Genomic DNA, 23533 nt, shown 5'->3' with positions numbered 1-23533 from the left:
AATGTAAAAGGGGGCTGCGTAATGTTACTAGTCGTGATTTTCGGCCTTGTCACTCTTTTCGCTTTATGGGGAGTCTTGCGTTCTGTTAAAAATAAAAACATACTTGGTTTTTTATTGGCCGGAGCCACCTTATTTGTCTTTGGTTGGTTTACCGTGATGACCGTGATAAACAGCGGCTATCCAACAGCACATTAAAACCTGTATCCAATCGGATACAGGTTTGTTTTTATTGCTGTAAATGTTTATTGACACTTTCTATTTTGCTTTCAAGCGTTGTTTTTTTGTCACGCCTGTCATCAATTCGGATGTTTGTCGCCACTCTGTGCAGCCCTTTTTGAAATGGGGCTTCGTGAATTTCCTGAATGACTGTGAAAAGGTCACTAAGTTCTCCCTCGATCAGCGTATTCATCGGTGTCAGCTGATATTTGATTTTCCCTTTTGCTTGATATCCTTCTAAAATCTTTTGCACATCGGCCACGTAAGCACTCACACTAGGTGTTTCCGTTCCGATTGGGATAATGGTTACATCTGCGATAGCCATTGTTATTCCATCTCCTTTTGATCAATAATGAGTTGCTTCATTTTATGTGATTTTAATGAAATGATCTGCTCAAAATGAAAGCCGTATAACGCATATTTTCCATTCGGAGAAATTTGAATCGGCTCCATTTCCTGCAGAGAGAACATATCTTTTGCCTTTCCTGATGACACATTGACAGCTGCGAGCTTATATGCGTCGCCGCTTCTTTTAAACGTATAAAACAGGCCTTTTGTTTCATCATAATCATATTCCATCGGAGCCAAACTTGTATATTTCGTTTGAAGCGGCAATTCCACTGTAACTGGCGATTTTGATTGCGGCGTAGTAAAATGATACGTCCCTTTTTGTCCGGAAGCTGATTTGACAGTAAAACTCATTTGATGAAAAGAATCAAAGAAAAGAACGTCATCCCCGAGCTTCTGTTCCGTTTTCGAGGCCGTATCAAACGAGTATAAAGACCCTGACTTATCGTCTCTTCCCTCTCTTACATAATCAAATGTGCTTTTGGATGTCCAATGAATAAACGGAACCTGTACCGGACTTAAGGTAGAATCGTCTTTTTTGGCATTCACCTGATATGTATGAAAGTCCCAGTTTTCAGAGAATACCGTAATCATCATTTGATATGGATCATACTGATTCCAAGCAGTCTCGAGCTCATATGTTTCATATTCTTTTTGGTAAAGCGTCTCACCTTTTGCATTAAGCAATACCACTGCTGTCTTATGGCTGTGCGTAATTTGGAGAAGAATCATCTGCTTCCTTGAATTTATTTGAACATCAACGATTTGTCCATCTGTCCGATAAAGCTTTTTCTCTTTGCCGGTAAAGATGCTGTACGAAAAAAGCTCTGTTTTCGTCGGATCGGACGCGGTATATAAAATTGTGCTGTTCGTAAGCCAGCCCTCTGCTCCATCCGCTTTTTCCGCGGAAAGCGGAATAATATCTTTTTCCTCATCTTTTGCCGCCGATGCCTGTTTTTGCTGCTGATGAGATGGTTCGCATGCCATTAAACTAAACAGCAAAGCCGACAGCAGCATGAAACAAACTGATCTCATCAGCCTTCCCCTCCGATCATCTTTATTGTCGCATATTTGCTGCGGCAGAAAAAAGAAAAAGTTTTCAGTTATTCATGAAAACATAGCGACCTCCACAAAATGCCGCTTGTCGCGTGATAAATATGTGATAACTGCTGAAACGGCAAAGGGTTTTGACCTTTTCCAAGTTCCACCGTATACCCTTCTTTAAAATAATGGTGAATAAACCAATCGCGAAACCCCGCATAGCTGTCTATATCTCTTATCCCTTTATAAATGTTCCCGCTTACCTTCTCAAAATCCTTTATGACTGCAGCAGATTCTTCAGGCTCAAGGCCTTTGTAACCCCAATAAATTTCTTCTCCCTGAGTATGGAGAGCCAGCAGTCTGTCAGGCGGATTCTCCGTTACCAGACGGTACATCGCAGTGGATTCCGGTTCCGTAAGCGGAGTGGTTCCCGGGTAATCGCGGTAGCTGGGTGCTGTCGGCTTGCGGTGTTTCTCAATTTCCCATAATGACGGAAATTGTTTATTTAAATCAACCCCGTTTATGTTTGCCTTCCATTCATTAAAATTCGGGCGATGGCCATTTAGCCGTTCGAGCTCCTCTTTTCTGGTTCCCATGCCTTCTGATCCATTCAAGACTAAATCAACGCCATCCGGATTGACAAGAGGAACGAGAGACAAAGAAGTGCTGCTGAACAGCTTCATAGGAGAAAAACCAAAGAAAGGCGAGTTGCAGCATAATGACATGCAGTATTCCTTAAACCATTTCAGCAGGACAGATGTGGTGATCCATTCATTCGCATGAAATGAGGCGTTCATATGAACCTTTTTTTCCGCATGCTCCCCGCCAGCCTTCAGCTCCCAGATTGGTCTGCCAAGTACAGAACGGCCGATTTCCCTGCACGAAACAAAAGGAAACACATGAATGATCTTCTTTACTTCCTTTTCAACCGCTGCACCATCATAGATTTTTTCTTGTTTGATCCAGTTATCAGAAAGATCAAGCTGCCGAGGCTGTAAAAAGTTCTTGATCTCCTGAATGGTTTGAAGTTCCTTATCGTGATTTTCTTGAATTATATAACCAGGACAATACAATTGGTGCTTCTGTGCGGAACGATTTGCACTTTTCAGCAGTTCCTCGTCTATCTTCAGCTCTCTCGCCACTCTGGCCAAATTGTGCTTGATCTCAGGTTTCACCGTAATAAACGCCATCATCATCCCCCTTTTTTGTTACTATATGACAGCGTATTTAAAAAAAGAAAGCCTCCCGCCACTTTGATGGGGGAGACATTGTAATTACGATGCCTGATCAAGCATTTGTTTTTCTTTACGTTTTGACGAATTGTACAGCCTTTTCTGATCGTAAAATCGCAACAAATCCCCATAGATGATTTCATCAGAAAGTGATAGCTCCTGTTTCGCTTTATCAGCAAATGCTTCACACTGTTTTGCCTCTTTTAGCGGCTTACCGGTCTCTTTGTCATAACAAACACCGTCAGTGTATACAACCTGATCCGTGATAAAGCTCCCGTCTCGGAGTACGGTAAAGTCCAGTTTTTCCTGTGAAAGCAAATCGTTTCCAAATTGAATTTGATCTTTCGTTTCAATCCCTAAAAGATTCATCAGCGTCGGCCTGATATCAATCTGTCCGCCCACTGTTTCAATGGTTTGCGGCTTTTTATCGGTAATGCCGGGAATATGAATGACAAGCGGCACCTTTTGGAGCTGCACTTCTTCAAATGGTGTAATCTCTTTCCCTAAAAATTGCCCCATCGCTTCATTGTGGTTTTCCGATATTCCGTAATGGTCACCGTATAATACAATAATAGAGTTGTCGTATAACCCGTCTTCTTTCAGCTTATCGATAAACCGTTTCAGCGCCTCATCTTGATAACGTACAGTAGGGAAGTATTTATTTAGCGTCTTGCTGCTTGAATCATATTCATCAATCAATTTGTCCTCTTCATCAAGATCAAACGGGAAGTGGTTTGTCAGTGTAATCAGCCTCGAATAAAACGGCTGAGGCAGATTTTTCATCAGCTCTGAAGACTGCTCAAAAAATTCTTTATCCTTCAGTCCCCAGCCAACTGAATTTTTGTCAGTCACATCGTAAGAGTTGATATCTAAAAACGAATCATATCCAAGCGATTCGTACATTAAATCCCGATTCCAAAAGCTTTTATTATTAGCGTGAAGGACAGCTGAATAGTAACCGCTGTTTTTCAAAATCTCAGGCGCGGCCCTGTATTCGTTGCCTGCATTTGTAAAAAACACGGCGCCTCGTCCAAGCGGATACAGTGAATTATCCACGATAAATTCAGAATCCGATGTTTTCCCTTGGCCGGTTTGGTGGTAAACATTACTAAAGTTGTAGCTCTGTTTGATAAAGTCATTCAGAAAAGGGGTAATTTCTTGCCCATTCACCTTTTCATTAACCACAAAGCTTTGCGTTGATTCTAAGGATACAAGAATGACGTTCCTTCCTTTTGCAGCGCCGAATAAGCTTTTGTTGGCATCTTTCGCATTAGCGGTTACATAGTTTTCAATTTCCGTGAGGCTGTTGCTGTCAGCTAAAGCTCTTTGGGCCGACTGCTTTGATTGAAGAACACCGTCGTAAACATGAAAGTTAAACAAACTGATGTTTTTAACAAGCATTTCCCTGTCAAATGAACGTGTCAACAGCTGAGGTCTTTCCGCTTCAGACAAGCCCAAATTGAAGAAATAAACAGAAGCAACAAACAGAAAATATGCCGCACGTTCATTTTTCGTGGAGGGAATGTCCGATCGAAAAGCTTTTTGCCGGGAGTGAAGCCATATTAAAACTGCAATATCTACCGCCAATAGGAGGTCTGTCGGCTCTAGAAGTGTTCCGATGCTGCTTCCGAGATCACCCATATTGCTCGTTTGAAAAAGAACAGGGATCGTTAAGAAATCATTGTAAAAACGGTAAAAAACCATATTCGCCAGCAATACAAATGTGACAAGACAGCTCATCGCAATAATGTAACGATTTCTGATTTTACCTTTTAAAAACAGGCTGAAGCCAAAAATGAGCAGTAAAAAGCTTAATGGATTGATAAACAGAATAAATTCCTGCGTTAGATTGTCGATTTTAATATGAAAACTGGTTTTGTAAACAGCATACGTTTTCAGCCACATCAATAAAATGGCAATCAGCATAAATGAAATCTTCGAAAAAAACGTTTTTCGCATTTCAACCTCCTATGCAGCACGCTCAAAAATCAGTCTATTCCTAACATTCTCATTAACACATCAAATTAAATCTTAACCTGAGCACAACAAAAAATCAATTTCATTTACACAAGTTTAACAATTTTGGTGTTTCAGCCATTCGTTTTTAGCGATCCAAGCCCCGCCGATGACGCCGGCATCATTCCCAAGTGTGGCAATAGAAATATCAGCCGCTTCGGCTGCCCGTGGAAACGCACATTTGCGGAATGTTTTCTCGACTTTTGACCTCAGCATTTCACCGGCTCTCGAAACACCGCCGCCAAGAACGATTTTTGATGGATTAAGCGAGCTTGCCAAATTTCCAAGCACCAAACCAAGGTGCTTGGCTACATACTCAACGACTTCAAGGGCAATTTCGTCATGTTCACCCGCCGCTTCAAATACATCTCGCGCTGACAAGTGTTCAGTAGCTTGTAAACGTGTCGTCTTTTTAGCATTTGCTATTTTCTCTTTTGCAATTCTTACAATCCCGGTTGCCGACGCTATCGTTTCGATACAGCCCATTTTCCCGCAGTTGCAAGGCGCTCCGCCTTCAGGAATGCTGCAAATATGACCGATTTCCCCGCCTGCGCCATTTATGCCATGTACAATTTCACCATTTACAATGATGCCGCCGCCAACTCCTGTGCCAAGCGTCACGAGAATGACGTCTTTTGCGCCGTCACCCGCTCCCTTCCACATTTCCCCGAGCGCAGCAATATTCGCATCATTTTCTATGACAGCCGGAATACCGGTCTCTGTCTCCAGGTGGTTCTTTAAAGCGTAGTTTTTCCATCCGAGATTTACCGTTTCATAAACGACTCCTGCCGCCATATCTACAGGACCTGGTGCGCCCATTCCGATGTATTTGATGATATGCTTTGGCTTTTGCAGCTCATCCAGCTTGCTGTCGATTGTTTTTGCAATTGTAACAGTTATGGTGTCACCGGTTTTATCAGTCGGGACTTCCCACTTATGCTGTATTTCACCATATTGGTTAATCAAAGCTAGTTTAATTGTTGTTCCTCCCAGATCAATGCCTGCAAACCATATCTCGTCCATTTTTATCACCTTAGCCTTTACATAAATCTTTTCCGTTTTGCTTGTTCCAATTCTTTTCGAAGGACAGATGCCGCTTTGGCCCACTGCTCCTTCTCAATCATGTGGTTCATGTATAATTCCTTTAATTCATCCAGCATAAACTCTATTTCAAGCTCTCTGTCTCCAAAATAAACAATGTGGCCAAACGTTTTTAACAGCTGCTGCACATCATAAAATGTATTCATTTTTCCTCACCATTCTTAACTATCATAAGCGTATTCATATAGATGAGCCAGTCAAGAAGAAAACGCTGACAATGAGCCAGCCTCCCTCTTTGGCATATATGCCATTCCTTATGATACTTTATTGTTCTCAATATGCTGCTGCATCTCTTTGTATCGCTGCTCCTTCGGCTTCAGTTTTATAGCCGACTCGATAGCCTTTTCCGCTTGACCAAGCTCATTTTTTTCCGCATACAGCAAGGCTAAGTAGTAATAAGAGGCATGGTCTTTAGGTTCTTTTTTCACTGCTCTTTCCAACAGGGAAGTGGCCTGATCATATTCGCCGATATGAATGTCAGAAACAGCCAGAATTTTCAATAAATCGGCCGAGGCATCTTTTTGTTCCGCTTCTCCATTCAGCAATTCCGTTACTTCTTTATACTTCCCTTCCTGATACAGCTCGTTTGCCTGCTGAATCAGCGCTGACTCCTGATGGGAAGGCGAATGCAATCCGTAATATAAAAACCCAGCCGCCAAAGCAACCAAGAAAACCGCTGACAATAGTCTTCTTCCCAATGCTCCGGCTTGGGGCAATCCTAATGCGGCAGCTGCGAAAAAGCCGCCAATCAAGCCGCCGATATGCCCCGAATTGTCAATATGAGAAACCGCAAAACCAAAGCCCAAATTGATGATAATAATGACAATAATATTGGTTCCAATGGTTCTAAAAAACATTTTCCGATTTGACAAAGCTACATACAGCAGTGCTCCTAAGCATCCGAATATGGCTCCTGAAGCGCCAGCGGAAGGATACGGGCTGAACACAAAGCTTGCGATCGAACCCGTAATGCCTGCCGCCAGATAAATCAGGAGAAATCTGCCCGATCCGTACATCCGCTCAACCTCTGTGCCGACCGACCATAAAGCCAGCGTATTAAACGCTAAATGCACAATGCCAATGTGAAGCACAATCGGCGTCAAGAGCCGCCACCATTCACCCGCTGCAATCAGGCTGTTTTCTTTTGCTCCAAAAGCGACAAGCGTCTCTGTATTTGTGCTGCCTCCCTTTATTTCAAGCAAGAAAAACATCAAGACCTGAAGCGCGATGAATAAATAAGTAAAGAACGGTTTTCCGTTTTGAAACACCGCTGCTTCATTTTTTCTTTGTTCTTCTTGTTTCAGAATCAGCGAAAGAAAACGCTCTCTCGCCATTTTCGCATCTTCGAACGAAGCGCGGGCTTCTGTATATTCTTCTGCTCGATATGATGGAAAAACAGCTTGAAGATCATCACGAAGCATGGTTCCCCTCACGATCGCCGGCTCAACTGATACAGGCCCCATCTCAAAAGGCTTTTCGGCGATCTCTTCCCAGTCATCGACAGGGGCTTCCGCTGAAAAAAATACATTCAGCAGCTTCATCCGACGTTTGCCCACTGACGTTCTGATTCGTTCTACTCGTTCAGCCTGCTCTTCTATGTCCCTCGCCATTTCCTCACGAAAATCAATATCATGTTTATAAAGGCGAACCAGATCATAAGAGGACTTGTCCGGTGCTTCCAGCCATATTTCATCTGACTCACCGGCTTGTATGACGCCATACCCGTTTTTCACAAAGTGCGCCGCGATTTTCCAATATGTATACTCCAGTAAATACATGTGTACCGCTCCAATGGTTTTTTTTCATTATAACAGCTGGCGGCTCCGAACGCCTACTGAAAGCAAAAAATCCCGTTTTTCACGGGATTTCAGAAAGCTTGCTGGATAAATTTATTGCGGATAAACGGAATTCTTAAAAAGAAATGGATAAAAGACCGCCTGATTCTCGGCTGGCTTAGTACGGTATTCATAAGACGATAGCGGTTTTGATAAAACATGACAGCTGAAAAAGCGAAAATGGCATAAATCAAAAGTTTTTTCATCATATCCCTCCTGCCAATAGGGTTTGTCATTCTTTCTTATTTATTCTTGAATAAGGAGCAGGAAAGTTATGAAAAACAAGAAATGATCTGATCTTCTGTTATCAGCTTATGTACCGGGATGTCATGCGGTTGACGGGGAACATGCGCAAACAGCTGGCACTTCAAGAGCAAAGAGACTGTCTTCCCTTTATAATCGCTTAAAAAACGGTCATAATAGCCGCCGCCAAAGCCGATCCTAAACCCGTCAGTATCGAAACAAACACCCGGAACGATTATCAAGTCAATTTGTGATGGTTTCACTGCTTTTGTTTTTTCAATCATCGGCTCAAGAAGTCCGGCGTAAACGGTTTCGAGCTGATCATCGGTCTGATATGTGCGGAATTGCATTTTTTTCGTACCAGGGTCGCATTTTGGAATACAAACTTGTTTTCCTTCTTTCCAAGCCTGCTCAATGACTGGACGCGTCGGTATTTCCAGCTCTCTGGAGATGGTGACGGCAATGGTGCTGGCATTTTGCCACTCCGGCAGTGAAAACAAATGCTTGTACATACGTGCTGTTTTTTGAATAAGTTCTTCACTTGATACAGCAGATAGTGCCTCTATCGTCTTTTTCCTTAATTGTGATTTCATCTCTCATCCCCCTCGGAATAGAAAAAAAGCCAGAACCTTTTTCAAAGCTCTGGCTTTTTTCTCACACCTCAAACAGCTAGGCTGTTATTTTGTTTCACGGTGTAACGTAGATTTTTTATCACGCGGGCAATATTTTTTAAATTCAACGCGGTCTGGATTGTTGCGTTTGTTCTTTTTAGAAATATAGTTACGCTCACCACATTCAGTGCAAGCCAAAGTAATATTAACGCGCATTATTTTCCCTCCAAACTAAAATCATTTACTTATTCAGACTTATATATAATACCACTATAATGGACGGAATGCTAGGCTGTTTTTCAATGAATTACTGAATTATTCATGATACGCTCATAAAGCTGTAAATATGATGTCATAAGGAGCCGGGGATGGTGTTGTTTGAGTACTTGTTCTCTGCCTGCTTCTTTGATCCGGCGGGCTCTTTCCCGGTCTTTTAATAACCTGTCCAGCAGGTCAGCCGCTTCCTGCGTGCGCGTGAAATCAATGGTGTATGCCGTTTTGCCGTGAAGGGCAAAGTCACAAAAACCGCCCGACGGAGAAACGGCAGTCAGCACACCTTGTTCCATGCTTTCCTGTGCGGCAAGTCCAAACGGCTCATAAACACTAGGGAAAACAGCCATTTCACAGTGAGACAGAAACGCTCTGATGTCTCTTCTGTGCAGAACAGGCAAGAATAGGACACGTTCCAAGTTCAATGCTGAAGCCAATTTTTCACAGGAGGAGCGAGACGGCCCCTCCCCAGCCAGCACCAAATGAAGGTCAGGCTGACGCCGCCTTAGGAGAGCAAACACCTTTAACAGCTGAGCAAATCCTTTTTCTGGAACAAACCTGCCAAATGAAAATAAAAACCTTCCTTTCATCATGCTTCGCTGAATTTCTCCCTTTTCCTCCTCCATAGATGCAGGGCTTGGAATAACGGTTATTTTTTTACGAGTTACATTATCAAGCGAGCGTTTCATAAAAGAGCTCAATACAATCAGTTCATCAGCAGCTTCTATCAGGAGACGTTCGATCTGCAGTCTGTATGGATGCGGCGCTTCTTGGCACACCTTTTTTCTTTCGCTTTCTAGACCGTGGATCGTCACTGCAAGAGGGAGGCCGAGCCGTTGTTTCAAATCATGTGCGGCAGGGGCTGTCATGTCGTCATGGGCATGAATCAAGTCGACACGTTCATTGCAGGATAACACATGTTGAATCATTGTAAAATTCGCATCAGCTATGAAATCTTCAAACTGCGCATATGAAAACATCTGCCTTTTTGGCGTGCAAACGGTTATGTTGATATACGGTTTTAAATAGGAGATGAGTCGGTTTAAATGGACACCAATCCCGCTTTTCGGCTCTTGAGGATGTTCGAGAGCCAGCATGAGAACGTTCATTGTTCTTCTTCCCCTTTCCCATAACAGGTATAAGCAGAAAATTGCTTCTCCCACCTGATATCCGCATTCTGAGTCTGAAAGCTGTTCAGGTTACTAACTCCATTTTCCGCAAGATAGATGTCCCCTGTATCGGCGAGTTTGAGAGAGACATTCATTGAGTTAACGATTCTATACTCAGCCCGATAAACAGCATCACCAGCCGCCTGTCCAAGCGTCCACTCCCCTTTATGATACGCTGTGCGTATTGTTCTGACAGCTTCGATATCTTTCCTTTTGAGAACGATGCGCAATTCTTTTATCATATCCTGCGGACTTTCGAAAAGCACAGCTTCAGCCAGCTGCATTGTTTCTTCTGAGAGTGCCCAGCTTACAGTCAAGGTATGAGCGTTTTGAATGGTCATGTCGAATGTGTCCCTAAAAAAAGAAAGCTTATGTCGTATATTATAGGGAAATGGGTATTTATCCATGGACTGCTGACATTCTCCTTTCCTCTCGTTCACTCGGTGTTCCTATTAAACCATTACATAGAGTGGAAGCAAAGAAAGATTTGTCGACAAAATCTCGTTTTTTTTGCGAATACCTTTAGAAACGATTGGTTTTATGGTATAAAAAAGAAGGATAAAAAAAGAATAGAAGGTGATGAAACGTGGAAATTGCTATTATTGCGTTGTTTATCGTCAGTATAGCGCTAATTGCATTCTCATATTCTCAAAGAGATCCGATGAAAGATGTAGAGCAAGAGCTCGAAACACTGCAGCTTTCTGCGATGCAGGAAATTTACAAGCTCAAAAAGAAAATGACAGTGCTTGAGGAAGAATTGCTGGAAACAAACCTTGTCATCCGCAAATCAAAGCATAGCGATATCAATCAAAAGATCGCTAAACAAATACTTTCAAAATATAATAACGGCATGTCCGCTGAGGCGATCGCTAAAGCTGAACATGTATCAGTGGAAGACGTCAATACGATTATCAAAGATAACGAGAAGGTGCTCGTATGACAAAACGGGGCATTCAGGCATTTGCTGGCGGCATTATTTTAGCGACAGCCGTTCTTGCAGCTGTTTTTTATCTGACAGACGAAGACCAGGCGGCCGCTGTAAAAGAACATAAAACAGTAACCGAACAAGACGTGAACAATTACCTTGATTCTAAAAAAATGGTTTCTGTTAACCGTGATGAATATCAAAAACTTCTTGATTCAAAAGAGAAATCCTTGAACGACGACAGCAGCCCAGAAACGAAAACAAACAAAGTAAAAACGTACAAGCTCAACATTAAAGACGGCATGAGCACCGCTGATGTATCTGCTATTCTTGAAAAAGAAGGCATTATCTCCTCGGCTCAAGATTTTAACGACTATGTCATTGATGCCGGGTATCACAAAGAAATTCGCGCAGGCGAATTTAAAGTGAAATCAGACATGAGTTTCAAAAAGATCGTAAAAACGTTAACACGATAAAAAACAGGCTGACTGTCAGCCTGTTTTTTTTATCCAAACTTCCCTGTGATGTAATCAAAAGTTCTTTGATCCTGCGGATTAGAAAACATTTGATTGGTATTGTCACATTCAACAAGCTCACCCATATAGAAAAAAGCTGTTTGATCAGAAACCCTTGCTGCCTGCTGCATGTTATGCGTAACGATGACAATGGTATATTGATGTTTCAGCTCAAGAATGAGTTCTTCAATCTTTCTTGTTGAAATTGGATCTAATGCAGATGTCGGTTCATCCATCAGCAAAATATCAGGATTTGTCGCAAGCGCTCTGGCGATACAAAGACGCTGCTGCTGGCCTCCTGATAACGAGAGTGCAGATGAATGCAAACGATCCTTCACCTCATCCCATAACGCCACATCTTTTAATGACTTTTCCACAATGTCTTGAAGCTTCTTTTTATTTTTAGTGCCGTGGACTCTCGGTCCGTAAGCGACATTATCAAAGATCGATTGCGGAAACGGGTTTCCTTTTTGGAATACCATGCCGATATTTTTTCGTAAATCGACGATATCCACTTTATCCTTTAAAATATTGGTGCCATTATAATGAAGCTCCCCTGCAAGCTTTACATTCGGCGTCATTTGAATCATCAAATTCAATGTTTTAATGAAGGTCGATTTCCCGCATCCTGACGGCCCGATAATCGCCGTGACCTCGTTTTCATAAATGCTCAAATTGATATTTTTCAAGGCATGATGCTGTCCATACCATAAGTCCATTCCATTGACTTGATAGACTTCCTGTTTCATTACAGCTTTGGTAGCAATACTCATTGCCGCCCTCCTATCCGAATTTCCCGTTAATATAATCCTCTGTCTTTTGCTGCTTCGGACTAGTAAAAATTTGCTCAGTCTGTCCGTATTCGACAAGCTCTCCGTTTAAAAAGAATGCTGTCCGGTCAGAAACCCGCAGCGCCTGCTGCATATTGTGCGTGACAATAATAATTGAGTATTCCCTTTTCAGTTGTGTTATTAATTCTTCTATTTTTGCATTTGAAATCGGATCTAGCGCTGAAGCTGGTTCATCCAGCAGAAGAACAGCCGGCTTCATCGCAAGCGTTCTCGCGATACATAAACGCTGCTGCTGGCCTCCTGATAATGAGAGTGCAGACGAATGCAAACGATCCTTCACCTCATCCCAGAGCGCTGCTTTTGTTAAGCTTTCTTCCACAATCTCATCTAAAACAGCTTTATTCCGCTCTCCGGCATATTTCAATGCGTGTGTGATATTCGCATAGATCGATTTCGGAAAAGGATTCGGTTTTTGAAAAACCATTCCGATTTCTCTTCTTAAGCTGACAACGTTAATATTGCCACCCAGTATATTTAATCCTTCATAAAGGATTTCGCCTTCAGCTCTTGCCGAAGGAATTAAGTCATTCATTCGGTTAATGTTTCTCAAAAAAGTAGACTTTCCGCATCCTGACGGCCCAATCAAAGCGGTGACCGCATGCTTTTCAATATCCATATTCACATGGTGAACCGCTTGTTTCGTTCCGTAAAAAATAGACAGATCTTTCACTTCGATCACGTGGTTCTGTTTTGGAACGAAAACAGCACGTTCAGGCTTTTCTTTTACCATTTGTTCAGACATGTTTTTCGCCTCTTTCCGTTCTAATTTGCCGTAAGCTTTTTGTAGATCATCGTGCCAAGCCATCTCGCTGCGAGATTAAACACAAGAACAGAAATGACCAGCACCGCAGAACCTCCGTTGGCAATCGCTTCAGCATCCGGAATGATTCCTTGCGTATTTACGTTCCAAATGTGAACGGCAAGTGTTTCAGCGGGCCTGAAAATATTAAATGGCGATGTTTCAGAAAACGGGTTCCATTCTGTAAAATTAAGGCGCGGTGTTGTCAGACCGGCTGTAAATAATAATGCCGCAGCTTCTCCGAATACCCTTCCTGACGCTAAAATCGCTCCTGTAATGATAGAAGGGATTGCACTCGGAATTAAAACCGTTTTTACGGTATGCCAACGTGATACACCTAAAGCGAGAGAGGCTTCCTTCAGATCTTTAGGGACTGAACGAATTGCGTCTTCTGTCACTCGCACCATGACAGGAAGGTTAAAAACAGTTAACGCAAGCGCCCCGCCTATGATCGTATATCCCCAGCCTGTTAAGTTAACAAACATCAGTAATCCAAACATCCCAATCACAATTGACGGAAGTGATGAAAGCACCTCTATACATGTTCTGATAAAATCAGTCACCTTGTTATTAGGCGCGTACTCAGCCATGAACACTCCGCCGCCCACACCGAGCGGGATTGTAATCAGCATCGTGATAAACAAAATATAAAAGGAGTTAAACAGCTGGTCGCGTATTCCTCCTCCAGCTGCTATGGCGCTTGATTTTGTCGTAATAAAGTCAAAGCTGATCTGGGAAACACCGTTTATAATAATATAGGAAAACAAGCCTGCTAGAATGGCTGTGATAATGGCTGCGCACAAACCAAACATTCCGGTAGCCAGTTTATCTGTTATTTTGCGGTTCATTACACTTTCCTCCTAGATGACAAGTAGCGAATAAGCAGGATGAACAAGAATGACATCGCCAGAAGCACCAGCCCCATTGACCACAGCGTATTGTTTTCAACGCTGCCGTACGTGGTATGGCCCATATTTAACGTGATGATCGTTGTCAGTGTTCCTGCAGTGTCAAACAGGCTTTCCGGCAATACTCTTGTATTTCCAATGACCATCTGAACAGCCAAAGCTTCTCCGAATGCCCGTGCCATACCAAGCACAACAGCCGTCATTAATGTCGGAAAAGCTGCGGGCACAAGTACTTTTCTGATCGTCTGCCATCTTGTCGCACCAAGCGCGTAAGAACCTTCTCTTAAACTCTTTGGAAGAGAAGCCATCGCATCAGCTGAGATCGATGTGATGGTCGGCAGAATCATAATCGAAAGGACAATCGTTCCCGCCAATAAACTGTGCCCTGTTCCGCTCGATTTGAACTGAGCGATAAACGGCACTAACACTGTAAGACCTATGAATCCATAAACAACAGATGGAATGCCGACTAAAAGCTCAATCACCGGCTGGAGCACTTTCTTTCCCCAATTCGGCGCAATTTCCGTCATAAAAATCGCACCTGCAATGCCGAGCGGCGCAGCAATGAGTGCAGAAAGAATCGTTACTGCAAATGATCCAAAAATAAATGGCAGCACTCCATATTTCGGATTCGTATCCGTAGGGTTCCAATTTAGGCTCGTTAAGAATTCAATTGGGCTTACACCATTTACCAGAAAAGATTGCAGCCCCTTAACGCCGAGGAAAATGGTGATCGCAACAGATGCCGCAATCATAATAAGGGCACAAGCTGTCACAATCATTCTTCCCCGAACTTCATCCAATTGCCGATTTTGCCTTGAGCTGATTAAACGCTCGCTCACAGACATATTTTCTCTATCGTTTATCATTGTTTTACACTCCTATGAATGTGTTAAGAGGAGAAACGGCTGTCACCGCACTCCTCTTTTTATTAAGATCAGCTTTGCTTCCCTTCGGCATCGCGTGTCACTTTCATATCAGTAACCGGGATGTACCCTTGGTCAGTAACAATGCTTTTTTGAATGTCTTCACTCTTTAAATAATCAAGAAATTCTTTAGCCAAATCTGTCGCTTCACCTTTTGTGTAAGAATGCTGGTAAGCCCAGATCGGATACTCGCCAGCCGCAACATTTTTCGCTTCAGGTTTTACGCCGTCAATAGATAGTGCTGTGACTTTGTCATCTGTTAAATATGAGAATGCAAGATACCCAATCGCTCCAGGAGTATCAGCAATGATTTTTTTCACTGTGTTAGATGAATCTTCAGTAATGCCTTCTGCAGGCTCTTCTCCGTCAAGCGCATATTTCACAAATGTAGCACGTGTACCAGAAGAATCAGGACGGTTTACAAGTGTGATCTTTTGGTCTTTGCCGCCAAGCTCTTTCCAGTTTTTGATTTTGCCAGTGAAGATTTTTTTCAATTCATCCTTTGAAATGTCTTTCACACCAGCATCAGGGTGTACAGCTGCTGCCATACCAACTACTGCGACTTGATGATCGACAAGCGCTTTTGCATCGATTCCTTCTTTTTCTTCAGCAAAAACGTCTGAATTTCCGATCTGAACAGCTCCTTCAGAAACTTGAGAAAGCCCTGTTCCAGAACCGCCAGCTTGTACTTGTATATCTGCATCAGGGTTTTCTTCCATAAACTTTTCTGCGGCAGCGAGTACTAATGGCTGCATAGCCGATGAACCAGAAATGGTTAAAGATCCTGATGCCTTTTCTTCTCCTTTTGAAGAATCGCTATTTGATTTTTCACTTTCTCCTGCATTTCCGCATGCAGCTGCGACCATCATAAAAGCAGCCATCAGAAGCATAAGCACCCATTTGTTTTTTTTCATTTCCTGAATTCCCCCTGCGTATAATGTGTAATTTGTCCTACACGTATAGAGTAAAGGTTCTGTGTAAAAAGGGTTTGTATTGAATGTTAAGGTTTTGTAAATCAATGCGTTTTTTTGTATAAAAAAAACGCCCACAGAATGTGAGCGTTCCTTTTAGTGATTAGAAGACGTTGCGTTTTCTTCAATTTTGTCTTTATTCTTTTGCTGAGTATCTTCTTTGTCCTGCTTCGACTTCAGCTCAAAATATTTATCCAATACTTCTCTGCCGATATCATTTGTAATGGTATATTTAGCGCCATAATCTATATAAGCCCAAGGCACTACGACAGAGATCGCTATTTCTGGATTATCAGCCGGGGCATAAGCGACAAGTGTCGTATTATAAGTCCCAGTACCTGTTTTTGATTTATCAGGCCCATCATAGAAGGACTGCGCTGTTCCTGTTTTGCCGGCAGGCTGATAGGATGCTGAAGCAAATTGGCTGGCTGCTGTCCCTTTTGTCATCACTCGTCTGAACCCAGCTTGTACCTCTTTAATGTACTCGCTTTTCATGTCAATTTTATTCAGCACTTCAGGCTGAACAGATTGGACAACTGCCCCAATCCCTTTTTCAGCATTGGGTTCCCTGACTTCTTTTACAAGCTGAGGCTTCAAGCGATAGCCGCCGTTTGCAATCGTTGATACGTATTGCGCCAGTTCCAGCGGTGTATACGTATCATACTGGCCGATCGCATAGTCAAGCAAGAATCCTGTTAGTCTGTTTGTTCCTTTATAGCCCGTCATTTCATTCGGAAGATCAATTCCCGTTTTGACACCCAATCCAAATTGGCTAAAGTGATTACGGAATGTATCAAAGGCCGCAGTATCTATTGGTAAAGCTTGATGCGGTTTATACTCGCCTTTACCGATTGCGATCGCAGTTTTAAACATAAATACGTTGGAAGACTGCTCTAACGCTCTTTGAATATTAACCGAACCTAAATTCTTCCATGATTTTTTGCCATTTTTATCTTGACCGATATATAACGGCTCATCTTGAAAAACCGTATTTAAGTTAATCGCGCCGGTTTGAAGACCCGTTAGTACGGTTGCACCTTTAACAGCTGACCCCATGGCATAGGATGAAGTCATATTTCCCAAAGCATAATCATCAAACTTGTATGTTCCATTTTCTTGTTTAATCTGCTTGCCCGCCATTGTCAGCACTTCACCGTTTCTTGGATCCATCATGACAACGAAAGCGCGGTCTAACAATTGAGTGCTTGCTCTTGTTTTAGCTGATTTTAAATTCTTCTCAATGATTTTTTCAACGGATTTTTGCAAATCAATATCAATTGTAAGCACGAGATCCTTACCGGCTTTGCCTTCAGAAACGGTTTTTGTTCCCGTGACATTGCCGTTTGCATCTGTGATGTTTTCGACTTTAGCTTTTTGTCCTTGCAGAAGGCTTTCGTATTGGTATTCCAAATAGCTTTTCCCGACTCTGTCATTTCGGCTGTAGCCAAGCGACAGGTAATGGTCGAGCAAGTTGGACGGCAAGCCTTCATCAGAGCTGGAAACACTTCCGAGCACTGAGCGAAGAAGATTTTTATACGGATATTCACGTTCCCAATCGGACGTGACATCCACACCCGGCAGTTCGTCTAAATGTTCACTCACCACTGCCATTTCCTTCGCTGACACATCTTCATTTTTGATATATTGAGGAGTCAATGCGTATCCTGAATCCATCTGTCTTTTGATGGCGAGGATCTGCATGTCTTTATCCGTCAGGTCATTCATCTGCTTATCGGTAATCCGTTTCAGCTGAAGCTGATATAAATCGTCATCGGATAATTTTTTGTCTTCTGCCTGCTGTCTTTCTTTAGAGGTAATCAGCTTTTTGGCTTCATTTGGCCTAGTCAAAATCCAATAATCCTTCTTATCCCGTTCTGTTACTTTTTTCGTATCGACTTTAATCATCTCGGACAGCTTTTTTGCGATCTTTAACCGCTGCTCTTGCGAGGTTGATTTAGATCTGGTGTATGTGATTGCATTTAAAGCCTTATTTGTCACGATGGCATTAAAGTTGCGATCATAAATTTTCCCGCGCGGCACCGCCGAGCTGACTTCACTTTGTTCCTGCTTATTGGCTTGATTTTTGTAGTCATCGCCTTGCACGATCTGCTTGATGCCCAGTTCCACAATGATCCAGGTAAAGATAACGAAGGCAGCTAAGAATAAAATATTCAGCCGGATCGGAAGCGACTTCTTTTTCTCTTTATGATTTTGTTTTTTTGGTTGATTTCTCCTCATAACATCACCTTTTTCTATTTACAGAAAGAAAAGACACTCAAGTAAGAGTGCCAATTTTCATTTTAAAGGTTTTTTCGACTTTTTTCTACAGATAACCCCTTTTTGACAAAAAATTATCTTTCGCCTTTTAAAAGATTCGGTTCCGTGACCCGTTTTTGGCCGTCTTCTTCCATCGTTTGATTTTCCTCTTCTTTATCCTTAAAACGGATGTCCTTGACAAAATAATAAATCAGCGGATGTCCTATGCCCAAGATCGCGAGTGACAAAGGAATTCCCACGTCCTCCTTCAGAAGGGCCACGATCAGGAGAAAAGATAAAATGGAGACGATCCTGCCGGCGTTTAAAAACAATTCCCTCAGCACGATATATTCGATTCTTGCTTTTCTGGCATGTCTCGCCCGGCCTATCACATCATATGTAAGTGATACATATGGCACGAGCAAAAGAGGATAGCCAATCGCAATAAAAACGCCGTATGTCAATAATGTCGTAAAGCTCATATGAAACAGAATCAAAAACAGCGCTCCATACAGAATAAGACCGCCCAGCAAAATCGATTTTTTCCTGGCCTTTTTCTTAATCAGCCTGGACGCAAAGTAATAGGCAAAGAAAGAGACAGCTGAGTTGACAAGGCCGAATGTGCCAAGGGCCAGTTCGCTATTTGTTTCAATAAATACAAAAACACTGATTAAAAAAATGAAAATGCCTTCTCTCAAGCCTTGAAAAAAATGCGCATTTGTAATTCTGCGCCAATTCATATTGCTATGGCGCTCTCCAAACACTTTGCTAAGCATAAATCGGCCCTTTGATTCTCTTCGTTTTAAAAAAAAGCTCATCACAACAGCCAATGCAAACAAACTGAGAGAGAGGCTGAAAATCACTGTGTAACCCGTATTATTTTCAAGCCTTGAGATGACAAATCCCGCTACAATCGGACCGATCATTCCTGCAGAGGAAGACAGAATGCCCATAAATCCGTTGAAAAAGTCTCGCGTATCCGGCTCTGTGATTTCAAAGGTCAGCACGTTAAACGCAAGCCAATAAAAGCCATAGCCCACTCCGAGCACTGCGCCAATCAGCACAAGCCGGCTGGCTGCTGTTTCTCCGGCTAAAAGCACACTTAAATAAAAGGCAGCTAAAAAAATGACGCCGAATCTTAAAATGAACACCCTGTCTATTTTTTTGGCTAACCGTCCAGCCAAATAAAAGGTTATCGGCTGCATTGTCACAATGGATAAATTATATATCGCCAAATCAATAAACTTCCCTGACTGCTTCCAGAGATACACATTAACAAATGTATTGGACAGGGCAATTCCCAGTGAGTAAAGCCCGCCAATGGTCAATAGAAAAAGTAACCCTTTGTTTACGTCTACATCGCCAATCACTTTTTTTAGTTTGCTCATTACTGACTCCCCTTTACTATCCCTTAGTCTGTCTCTCTCAAACCGAGATATGTAAAAAGAAGACATAAAAAAACAAGGCCCTCTATTGAGGACCTTGCTAGTGTCATTATTTTGCTTCGCTATATAGACGAGCCACTTCGTCCCAGTTTACAACATTCCAGAATGCTGAAATGTAATCAGGACGGCGGTTTTGATAGTTAAGGTAGTATGCATGCTCCCAAACATCAAGGCCTAAGATAGGCGTTTTGCCTTCAGAAAGCGGAGAATCTTGGTTTGGCGTGCTTGTGATTTCAAGTTTGCCGTTGTTCATAACAAGCCATGCCCAGCCAGAACCGAAGCGTCCAGCTGCCGCAGCTGCGAATTGCTCTTTGAATTTGTCAAAGCTTCCAAATACACTGTTGATCTCATCAGCAAGCGCGCCAGTCGGCTCGCCTCCGCCGTTTGGAGATAAAAGTGTCCAGAATAATTTGTGGTTCGCGTGTCCGCCGCCGTTGTTGCGGACTGCAGTGCGGATGTTTTCAGGAACAGAATTAAGATCTGCAACAAGCTCTTCAACTGATTTGTTAGCAAGAGCAGTGTTTCCTTCAACCGCTTTGTTTAAATTTGTAACGTATGTGTTGTGGTGTTTCGTATGGTGAATAGTCATAGTTTCCTTGTCGATATGCGGTTCTAAAGCATCGTACGCATAAGGTAATTCTGGAAGTTCGTAAGCCATGATAATTCCTCCTTTAATATATATATGTACTGAAATGCCGCTTCACAGCGAGCCTTTCTTCATTCAATGTAACAAAAGAATGCTGCGTAAGCAATGAAAAAGCTCACATCTTGGCTCATTTCAGCGGATATATTTCACTTTAACCGATAATTCGCCCCATTAAACATCCGCCCGCCATTCTTATAGAACCGTCCATAAAAAATATCCGATCATCAACAGCTGTATCATGCCCTTTGCAATAACGCCTGTTAAAAAGCCGATGAGTGAGCCGAGACCGATTTTAAACGCTGACTTGACGTCCTTTTGGTGGACGATAAGTTCTGCACAAACAGCCCCGATAAACGGGCCCAATATGATCCCTGCAACCGGAATGATGAATGGCCCAATTAATAAACCGATCGTGCTTCCCCATATGGCAGCTTTGCTTCCGCCGAATCTTTTTACTCCAAGCAAATTAGACACATAATCCGCGGCGAATAATACTGCGGCAAAAACAGCTTCCACGAGCCAGAACATATAAGAATACGGACTGAAAGAAAACAAAAATCCATACAATACAAATCCGGCAACGATAAATATGACACTCGGAATAATGGGATACATCAGGCCAATAAAGGCGATGATAAATACCGCCGCAATCAACAACCAATACAACATATCCATAGCATCCTTCCTCCCTTTTACACCTGTCTTCTTTATGTCTTCCTTGTATTCACACGCAGGCAACGATACAATAAGCAACATATATTAGTATAGCTAGGAAGTGAAGATAGTGAATGTATTTCAGCTTTTCATCAAAAGTACATACTCTCCCCGTGATATTGCAAAAACAAGATTTCAAGGAATCGGAAAAGCGATTCTTTATGTATTTTTACTTTCTGTCCTTTTTGCAATTCCTACCGCTTATTATGTAAGCTCAGGGACCGTCAAATCAATGAATGCCTTTAAAACCGTGTTAAACAAAGATTTCCCTGATTTCACAATTTCAAACGGCAAACTTCAAACGGATACGAAAAAAGCCACGGAATCACAGGCAAATGGTTTCGTTATCGTATTTGATCCGACCGACGCCTACGGCACCAAGCAAATTGAAGCAAAGCAAAACGCGATCGGCATCCTCCAGAACAAATTTGTTTTGGCCATTGACGGACAAGCCCAGGAGATGCCTTACTCTATGATGCCGTCAGAGTTAAAGAAGAAAGATGTCATTACAGGTTTAAACCAAAATAAAACCATGATCGTTGTTGTTCTCTCAGCTCTCATTTTCCTCGTAACTGCCGCAGGAAAATGTATTGAAGTATCATTCTTGGCGCTTATCGGAGTCATCATTAAGAATTCGCAGAGAAAGCAACTGTCCTACCATCAGCTCTGGAAGCTTTCCGCCTATTCCATCACCCTTTCGACCGTATTCTTTACGATCATGCGTGCATTAGAAGCGACCGTCCCAAGTGAATTTTTACTGAACTGGTTTGTCAACTTTGTCATCCTGTTTCTCGTATTGAAAGAGATTCCATCCAAAAAAGCTGCTTTATAATCCGAGACTGCATTCGCAGTCTCTTTTCTTTTGTCATGAATCTAAACGGACAAGCATACTATGGTATAAAATTTCGTATGCGGGAGGAAAAGTGATGAAGCGTCTTACCTTTGTATGCAGCATTGTTTTTATCCTTTTTATTCTTTTTTATGATCTTAAAATTGGAACAATACCCATTCAGGACCTTCCTGTCTATGAAGCATCAGCAAAAACGGCTGCACAAGGACCCGTTTATAAAACGGTTAAGGTACAGCCGGGTGACACGGTTATGTCAATTGTCGGACAAGCAGGTTCGCCAGACGACATTGTAAAGGATTTTGAAGCACTGAATCCGAATGTGAGGGCCAACGCCATTCAAGCCGGAACAGCGTACAAATTCCCTGTCTACCCTTAATTAACGTTAATTTCTTGTCAGTTTGGCGAAGACACTGTTACAATGTAATTTGTAAAATAAATTCACATACACCATACTAGAATTGTTACATCTAGAAGCGGCAACTACAATTAAGGAGCGATTGCAAGTGAGTGAAATCACACATCGTACAAAAACGCGTCCCGTAAAAGTGGGACCTTTAACAATAGGCGGCAACAATGAAGTTGTCATCCAAAGCATGACAACAACAAAAACACATGATGTAGAAGCAACGGTTGCGGAGATTAACCGTTTGGCTGAAGCCGGATGCCAAGTCGTTCGGGTAGCATGTCCGGATGAACGGGCGGCAAACGCCATTGCAGATATTAAAAAACGGATTACCATTCCGCTCGTTGTAGACATCCATTTCGATTATAAACTTGCGTTAAAAGCCATTGAAGGCGGCGCCGATAAAATCCGAATCAACCCTGGCAACATCGGCCGCCGTGAAAAAGTCGAAGCGGTCGTTAAAGCGGCGAAAGAAAAAGGGATTCCGATCAGAATCGGAGTAAACGCTGGTTCACTTGAAAAGCGGATTTTAGAAAAATACGGTTACCCGACTGCCGACGGAATGGTAGAAAGCGCACTTCATCACATTAAAATTCTTGAAGATCTTGACTTCCACGATATTATCGTCAGCATGAAGGCATCGGACGTCAACCTTGCGATCGAGGCTTATGAAAAAGCGTCAAAAGCATTTGATTACCCGCTGCACCTCGGGATTACCGAATCGGGAACGCTGTTTGCCGGAACAGTAAAGAGCGCAGCAGGACTCGGCGCAATTTTAAGCAAGGGCATCGGAAACACTTTGCGTATTTCATTAAGCGCAGATCCTGTGGAAGAGGTAAAAGTAGCAAGGGAGCTTCTGAAATCTTTCGGCTTAGCCTCCAATGCTGCCACACTCATTTCATGTCCAACTTGCGGCCGTATTGAGATTGACCTCATCAGCATCGCCAACGAAGTGGAAGAGTATATTTCCAAGATTAAAGCACCGATCAAAGTTGCTGTTCTGGGCTGTGCTGTAAACGGACCTGGTGAAGCAAGAGAAGCCGATATCGGGATTGCCGGCGCACGCGGAGAAGGGCTGTTGTTCCGGAAAGGAAAGATTGTTCGTAAAGTTCCAGAGGAAACAATGGTAGAGGAACTTAAGAAAGAAATCGACATTCTAGCTGAGGAACACTACGCAAAGCTTAAAGCTGAAAAAGCAAAATTAAAAGAAGAGACACAAAAAGCTTGACGGGAACCCGTCAA

General features: G+C 42.6%; 26 protein-coding genes and 1 pseudogene. 6 read left to right on the top strand and 21 right to left on the bottom strand.

Going from position 1 to position 23533, the window contains the following annotated elements; translation table 11 throughout:
• Positions 1 to 21: 21 nt before the first annotated feature.
• The gene (locus tag BV11031_RS05530) at positions 22 to 195 is read left to right on the top strand and encodes a DUF2759 domain-containing protein (protein ID WP_010328237.1); all 174 of its coding nucleotides are present in this window, start codon (positions 22 to 24) and stop codon (positions 193 to 195) included.
• A 31-nt stretch (positions 196 to 226) separates the two neighbouring features.
• On the opposite strand, the gene BV11031_RS05525 is transcribed toward BV11031_RS05530, so the two are convergent.
• From BV11031_RS05525 to BV11031_RS05470, 12 genes and pseudogenes are all read right to left on the bottom strand, one after another.
• Positions 227 to 541, bottom strand: coding sequence for an MTH1187 family thiamine-binding protein (locus BV11031_RS05525; protein WP_010328236.1), 315 nt, complete (start codon positions 539 to 541; stop codon positions 227 to 229).
• Positions 542 to 543: 2 nt separating this feature from the next.
• Positions 544 to 1599 carry a YqgU-like beta propeller domain-containing protein gene (locus tag BV11031_RS05520; protein WP_010328235.1) on the bottom strand — a complete coding sequence of 352 codons (1056 nt, stop codon included), beginning with the start codon at positions 1597 to 1599 and terminating at the stop codon, positions 544 to 546.
• A 68-nt stretch (positions 1600 to 1667) separates the two neighbouring features.
• Positions 1668 to 2798 carry a M14 family metallopeptidase gene (locus BV11031_RS05515; protein WP_082246284.1) on the bottom strand — a complete coding sequence of 377 codons (1131 nt, stop codon included), beginning with the start codon at positions 2796 to 2798 and terminating at the stop codon, positions 1668 to 1670.
• Positions 2799 to 2879: 81 nt separating this feature from the next.
• On the bottom strand, positions 2880 to 4796 hold the full coding sequence (locus BV11031_RS05510; protein WP_010328233.1) for an LTA synthase family protein: 1917 nt from the start codon (positions 4794 to 4796) through the stop codon (positions 2880 to 2882).
• A gap of 114 nt (positions 4797 to 4910) precedes the next feature.
• Entirely contained in the window at positions 4911 to 5876 is a 966-nt protein-coding gene (glcK, locus tag BV11031_RS05505) for a glucose kinase GlcK (RefSeq protein WP_010328232.1), read from the bottom strand.
• A 10-nt stretch (positions 5877 to 5886) separates the two neighbouring features.
• A pseudogene (locus BV11031_RS05500) lies at positions 5887 to 6100 on the bottom strand (YqgQ family protein).
• 108 nt (positions 6101 to 6208) lie between these two features.
• Positions 6209 to 7732, bottom strand: a complete 1524-nt coding sequence (gene yqgP, locus BV11031_RS05495) for a rhomboid protease YqgP (RefSeq protein ID WP_010328230.1) — start codon at positions 7730 to 7732, stop codon at positions 6209 to 6211.
• Between the two features lie 89 nt (positions 7733 to 7821).
• Positions 7822 to 7995: a hypothetical protein gene (locus BV11031_RS05490; protein ID WP_010328229.1), complete on the bottom strand. Its 174-nt coding sequence runs from the start codon at positions 7993 to 7995 to the stop codon at positions 7822 to 7824.
• A 66-nt stretch (positions 7996 to 8061) separates the two neighbouring features.
• Positions 8062 to 8625 carry a 5-formyltetrahydrofolate cyclo-ligase gene (locus BV11031_RS05485; protein WP_010328228.1) on the bottom strand — a complete coding sequence of 188 codons (564 nt, stop codon included), beginning with the start codon at positions 8623 to 8625 and terminating at the stop codon, positions 8062 to 8064.
• An 84-nt stretch (positions 8626 to 8709) separates the two neighbouring features.
• Positions 8710 to 8859, bottom strand: a complete 150-nt coding sequence (gene rpmG / locus BV11031_RS05480; RefSeq protein WP_003153056.1) for a 50S ribosomal protein L33 — start codon at positions 8857 to 8859, stop codon at positions 8710 to 8712.
• An 83-nt stretch (positions 8860 to 8942) separates the two neighbouring features.
• The gene (locus BV11031_RS05475) at positions 8943 to 10022 is read right to left on the bottom strand and encodes a glycosyltransferase family 4 protein (protein ID WP_010328227.1); all 1080 of its coding nucleotides are present in this window, start codon (positions 10020 to 10022) and stop codon (positions 8943 to 8945) included.
• Positions 10019 to 10489: a hypothetical protein gene (locus BV11031_RS05470; protein WP_010328226.1), complete on the bottom strand. Its 471-nt coding sequence runs from the start codon at positions 10487 to 10489 to the stop codon at positions 10019 to 10021. Before BV11031_RS05470 ends, BV11031_RS05475 begins: the two co-directional genes overlap by 4 nt.
• 179 nt (positions 10490 to 10668) lie before the next feature.
• Here BV11031_RS05470 and BV11031_RS05465 point away from each other — a divergent pair, with 179 nt between their 5' ends.
• Entirely contained in the window at positions 10669 to 11022 is a 354-nt protein-coding gene (locus BV11031_RS05465; RefSeq protein WP_003226272.1) for a hypothetical protein, read from the top strand.
• On the top strand, positions 11019 to 11483 hold the full coding sequence (locus BV11031_RS05460) for an MltG/YceG/YrrL family protein (RefSeq protein ID WP_010328225.1): 465 nt from the start codon (positions 11019 to 11021) through the stop codon (positions 11481 to 11483). The genes BV11031_RS05465 and BV11031_RS05460 overlap by 4 nt, the downstream gene beginning before the upstream one ends.
• A gap of 29 nt (positions 11484 to 11512) precedes the next feature.
• Here BV11031_RS05460 and pstB (BV11031_RS05455) read toward each other — a convergent pair whose 3' ends face one another.
• The 9 genes from pstB (BV11031_RS05455) to BV11031_RS05415 all read right to left on the bottom strand — a co-directional run bounded on the left by pstB (BV11031_RS05455) (position 11513) and on the right by BV11031_RS05415 (position 20999).
• Entirely contained in the window at positions 11513 to 12295 is a 783-nt protein-coding gene (gene pstB, locus BV11031_RS05455) for a phosphate ABC transporter ATP-binding protein PstB (RefSeq protein ID WP_026014432.1), read from the bottom strand.
• A 10-nt stretch (positions 12296 to 12305) separates the two neighbouring features.
• The gene (gene pstB / locus BV11031_RS05450) at positions 12306 to 13115 is read right to left on the bottom strand and encodes a phosphate ABC transporter ATP-binding protein PstB (RefSeq protein WP_129550696.1); all 810 of its coding nucleotides are present in this window, start codon (positions 13113 to 13115) and stop codon (positions 12306 to 12308) included.
• Between the two features lie 20 nt (positions 13116 to 13135).
• On the bottom strand, positions 13136 to 14020 hold the full coding sequence (gene pstA, locus BV11031_RS05445) for a phosphate ABC transporter permease PstA (RefSeq protein ID WP_010328221.1): 885 nt from the start codon (positions 14018 to 14020) through the stop codon (positions 13136 to 13138).
• On the bottom strand, positions 14020 to 14949 hold the full coding sequence (gene pstC, locus BV11031_RS05440) for a phosphate ABC transporter permease subunit PstC (protein ID WP_010328220.1): 930 nt from the start codon (positions 14947 to 14949) through the stop codon (positions 14020 to 14022). The genes pstA and pstC overlap by 1 nt, the downstream gene beginning before the upstream one ends.
• 68 nt (positions 14950 to 15017) lie before the next feature.
• Positions 15018 to 15920: a phosphate ABC transporter substrate-binding protein gene (locus tag BV11031_RS05435; RefSeq protein ID WP_010328219.1), complete on the bottom strand. Its 903-nt coding sequence runs from the start codon at positions 15918 to 15920 to the stop codon at positions 15018 to 15020.
• 153 nt (positions 15921 to 16073) lie between these two features.
• Positions 16074 to 18215 carry a penicillin-binding protein 2A gene (gene pbpA / locus BV11031_RS05430; protein WP_010328218.1) on the bottom strand — a complete coding sequence of 714 codons (2142 nt, stop codon included), beginning with the start codon at positions 18213 to 18215 and terminating at the stop codon, positions 16074 to 16076.
• A 113-nt stretch (positions 18216 to 18328) separates the two neighbouring features.
• Complete coding sequence (locus tag BV11031_RS05425; RefSeq protein ID WP_121642915.1) at positions 18329 to 19621, bottom strand: MFS transporter; 1293 nt, start codon at positions 19619 to 19621, stop codon at positions 18329 to 18331.
• Positions 19622 to 19727: 106 nt separating this feature from the next.
• Positions 19728 to 20336, bottom strand: coding sequence for a superoxide dismutase SodA (sodA, locus tag BV11031_RS05420; RefSeq protein WP_010328217.1), 609 nt, complete (start codon positions 20334 to 20336; stop codon positions 19728 to 19730).
• A 180-nt stretch (positions 20337 to 20516) separates the two neighbouring features.
• Positions 20517 to 20999 carry a DUF456 domain-containing protein gene (locus BV11031_RS05415; RefSeq protein ID WP_010328216.1) on the bottom strand — a complete coding sequence of 161 codons (483 nt, stop codon included), beginning with the start codon at positions 20997 to 20999 and terminating at the stop codon, positions 20517 to 20519.
• Positions 21000 to 21108: 109 nt separating this feature from the next.
• Between BV11031_RS05415 and BV11031_RS05410 the strand changes: the two genes are divergently transcribed.
• From BV11031_RS05410 to ispG, 3 genes are all read left to right on the top strand, one after another.
• A complete protein-coding gene (locus BV11031_RS05410) occupies positions 21109 to 21870 on the top strand; it encodes a DUF1189 domain-containing protein (protein ID WP_010328215.1) in 762 nt (253 codons plus the stop codon).
• Positions 21871 to 21964: 94 nt separating this feature from the next.
• A complete protein-coding gene (locus BV11031_RS05405; RefSeq protein ID WP_010328214.1) occupies positions 21965 to 22264 on the top strand; it encodes a LysM peptidoglycan-binding domain-containing protein in 300 nt (99 codons plus the stop codon).
• Positions 22265 to 22385: 121 nt separating this feature from the next.
• On the top strand, positions 22386 to 23519 hold the full coding sequence (gene ispG, locus BV11031_RS05400; protein WP_129550695.1) for a flavodoxin-dependent (E)-4-hydroxy-3-methylbut-2-enyl-diphosphate synthase: 1134 nt from the start codon (positions 22386 to 22388) through the stop codon (positions 23517 to 23519).
• The last annotated feature ends 14 nt before the right edge of the window (positions 23520 to 23533 follow it).

Origin of the sequence: Bacillus vallismortis, from assembly GCF_004116955.1 — a bacterium.
In the GTDB taxonomy this organism is placed as follows: Bacteria; Bacillota; Bacilli; order Bacillales; family Bacillaceae; genus Bacillus; species Bacillus vallismortis.
This window is presented reverse-complemented; position numbering and strand designations above follow the sequence as displayed.

Bases quoted from the DNA above. Each gene is read 5' to 3' on its own strand.
- BV11031_RS05470 (WP_010328226.1), bottom strand. From the start codon at position 10,489: ATGGATAAATACCCATTTCCCTATAATATACGACATAAGCTTTCTTTT.
- BV11031_RS05530 (WP_010328237.1), top strand. From the start codon at position 22: ATGTTACTAGTCGTGATTTTCGGCCTTGTCACTCTTTTCGCTTTATGG.
- yqgP (WP_010328230.1), bottom strand. From the start codon at position 7,732: ATGTATTTACTGGAGTATACATATTGGAAAATCGCGGCGCACTTTGTG.
- pbpA (WP_010328218.1), bottom strand. From the start codon at position 18,215: ATGAGGAGAAATCAACCAAAAAAACAAAATCATAAAGAGAAAAAGAAG.
- BV11031_RS05520 (WP_010328235.1), bottom strand. From the start codon at position 1,599: ATGAGATCAGTTTGTTTCATGCTGCTGTCGGCTTTGCTGTTTAGTTTA.
- BV11031_RS05415 (WP_010328216.1), bottom strand. From the start codon at position 20,999: ATGGATATGTTGTATTGGTTGTTGATTGCGGCGGTATTTATCATCGCC.
- BV11031_RS05435 (WP_010328219.1), bottom strand. From the start codon at position 15,920: ATGAAAAAAAACAAATGGGTGCTTATGCTTCTGATGGCTGCTTTTATG.
- BV11031_RS05425 (WP_121642915.1), bottom strand. From the start codon at position 19,621: ATGAGCAAACTAAAAAAAGTGATTGGCGATGTAGACGTAAACAAAGGG.
- pstB (WP_026014432.1), bottom strand. From the start codon at position 12,295: ATGAGTATTGCTACCAAAGCTGTAATGAAACAGGAAGTCTATCAAGTC.
- BV11031_RS05510 (WP_010328233.1), bottom strand. From the start codon at position 4,796: ATGCGAAAAACGTTTTTTTCGAAGATTTCATTTATGCTGATTGCCATT.
- rpmG (WP_003153056.1), bottom strand. From the start codon at position 8,859: ATGCGCGTTAATATTACTTTGGCTTGCACTGAATGTGGTGAGCGTAAC.
- BV11031_RS05525 (WP_010328236.1), bottom strand. From the start codon at position 541: ATGGCTATCGCAGATGTAACCATTATCCCAATCGGAACGGAAACACCT.
- pstC (WP_010328220.1), bottom strand. From the start codon at position 14,949: ATGATAAACGATAGAGAAAATATGTCTGTGAGCGAGCGTTTAATCAGC.
- BV11031_RS05485 (WP_010328228.1), bottom strand. From the start codon at position 8,625: ATGAAATCACAATTAAGGAAAAAGACGATAGAGGCACTATCTGCTGTA.
- pstA (WP_010328221.1), bottom strand. From the start codon at position 14,020: ATGAACCGCAAAATAACAGATAAACTGGCTACCGGAATGTTTGGTTTG.
- BV11031_RS05490 (WP_010328229.1), bottom strand. From the start codon at position 7,995: ATGAAAAAACTTTTGATTTATGCCATTTTCGCTTTTTCAGCTGTCATG.
- BV11031_RS05460 (WP_010328225.1), top strand. From the start codon at position 11,019: ATGACAAAACGGGGCATTCAGGCATTTGCTGGCGGCATTATTTTAGCG.
- sodA (WP_010328217.1), bottom strand. From the start codon at position 20,336: ATGGCTTACGAACTTCCAGAATTACCTTATGCGTACGATGCTTTAGAA.
- glcK (WP_010328232.1), bottom strand. From the start codon at position 5,876: ATGGACGAGATATGGTTTGCAGGCATTGATCTGGGAGGAACAACAATT.
- pstB (WP_129550696.1), bottom strand. From the start codon at position 13,115: ATGTCTGAACAAATGGTAAAAGAAAAGCCTGAACGTGCTGTTTTCGTT.
- BV11031_RS05405 (WP_010328214.1), top strand. From the start codon at position 21,965: ATGAAGCGTCTTACCTTTGTATGCAGCATTGTTTTTATCCTTTTTATT.
- BV11031_RS05515 (WP_082246284.1), bottom strand. From the start codon at position 2,798: ATGATGGCGTTTATTACGGTGAAACCTGAGATCAAGCACAATTTGGCC.
- BV11031_RS05475 (WP_010328227.1), bottom strand. From the start codon at position 10,022: ATGAACGTTCTCATGCTGGCTCTCGAACATCCTCAAGAGCCGAAAAGC.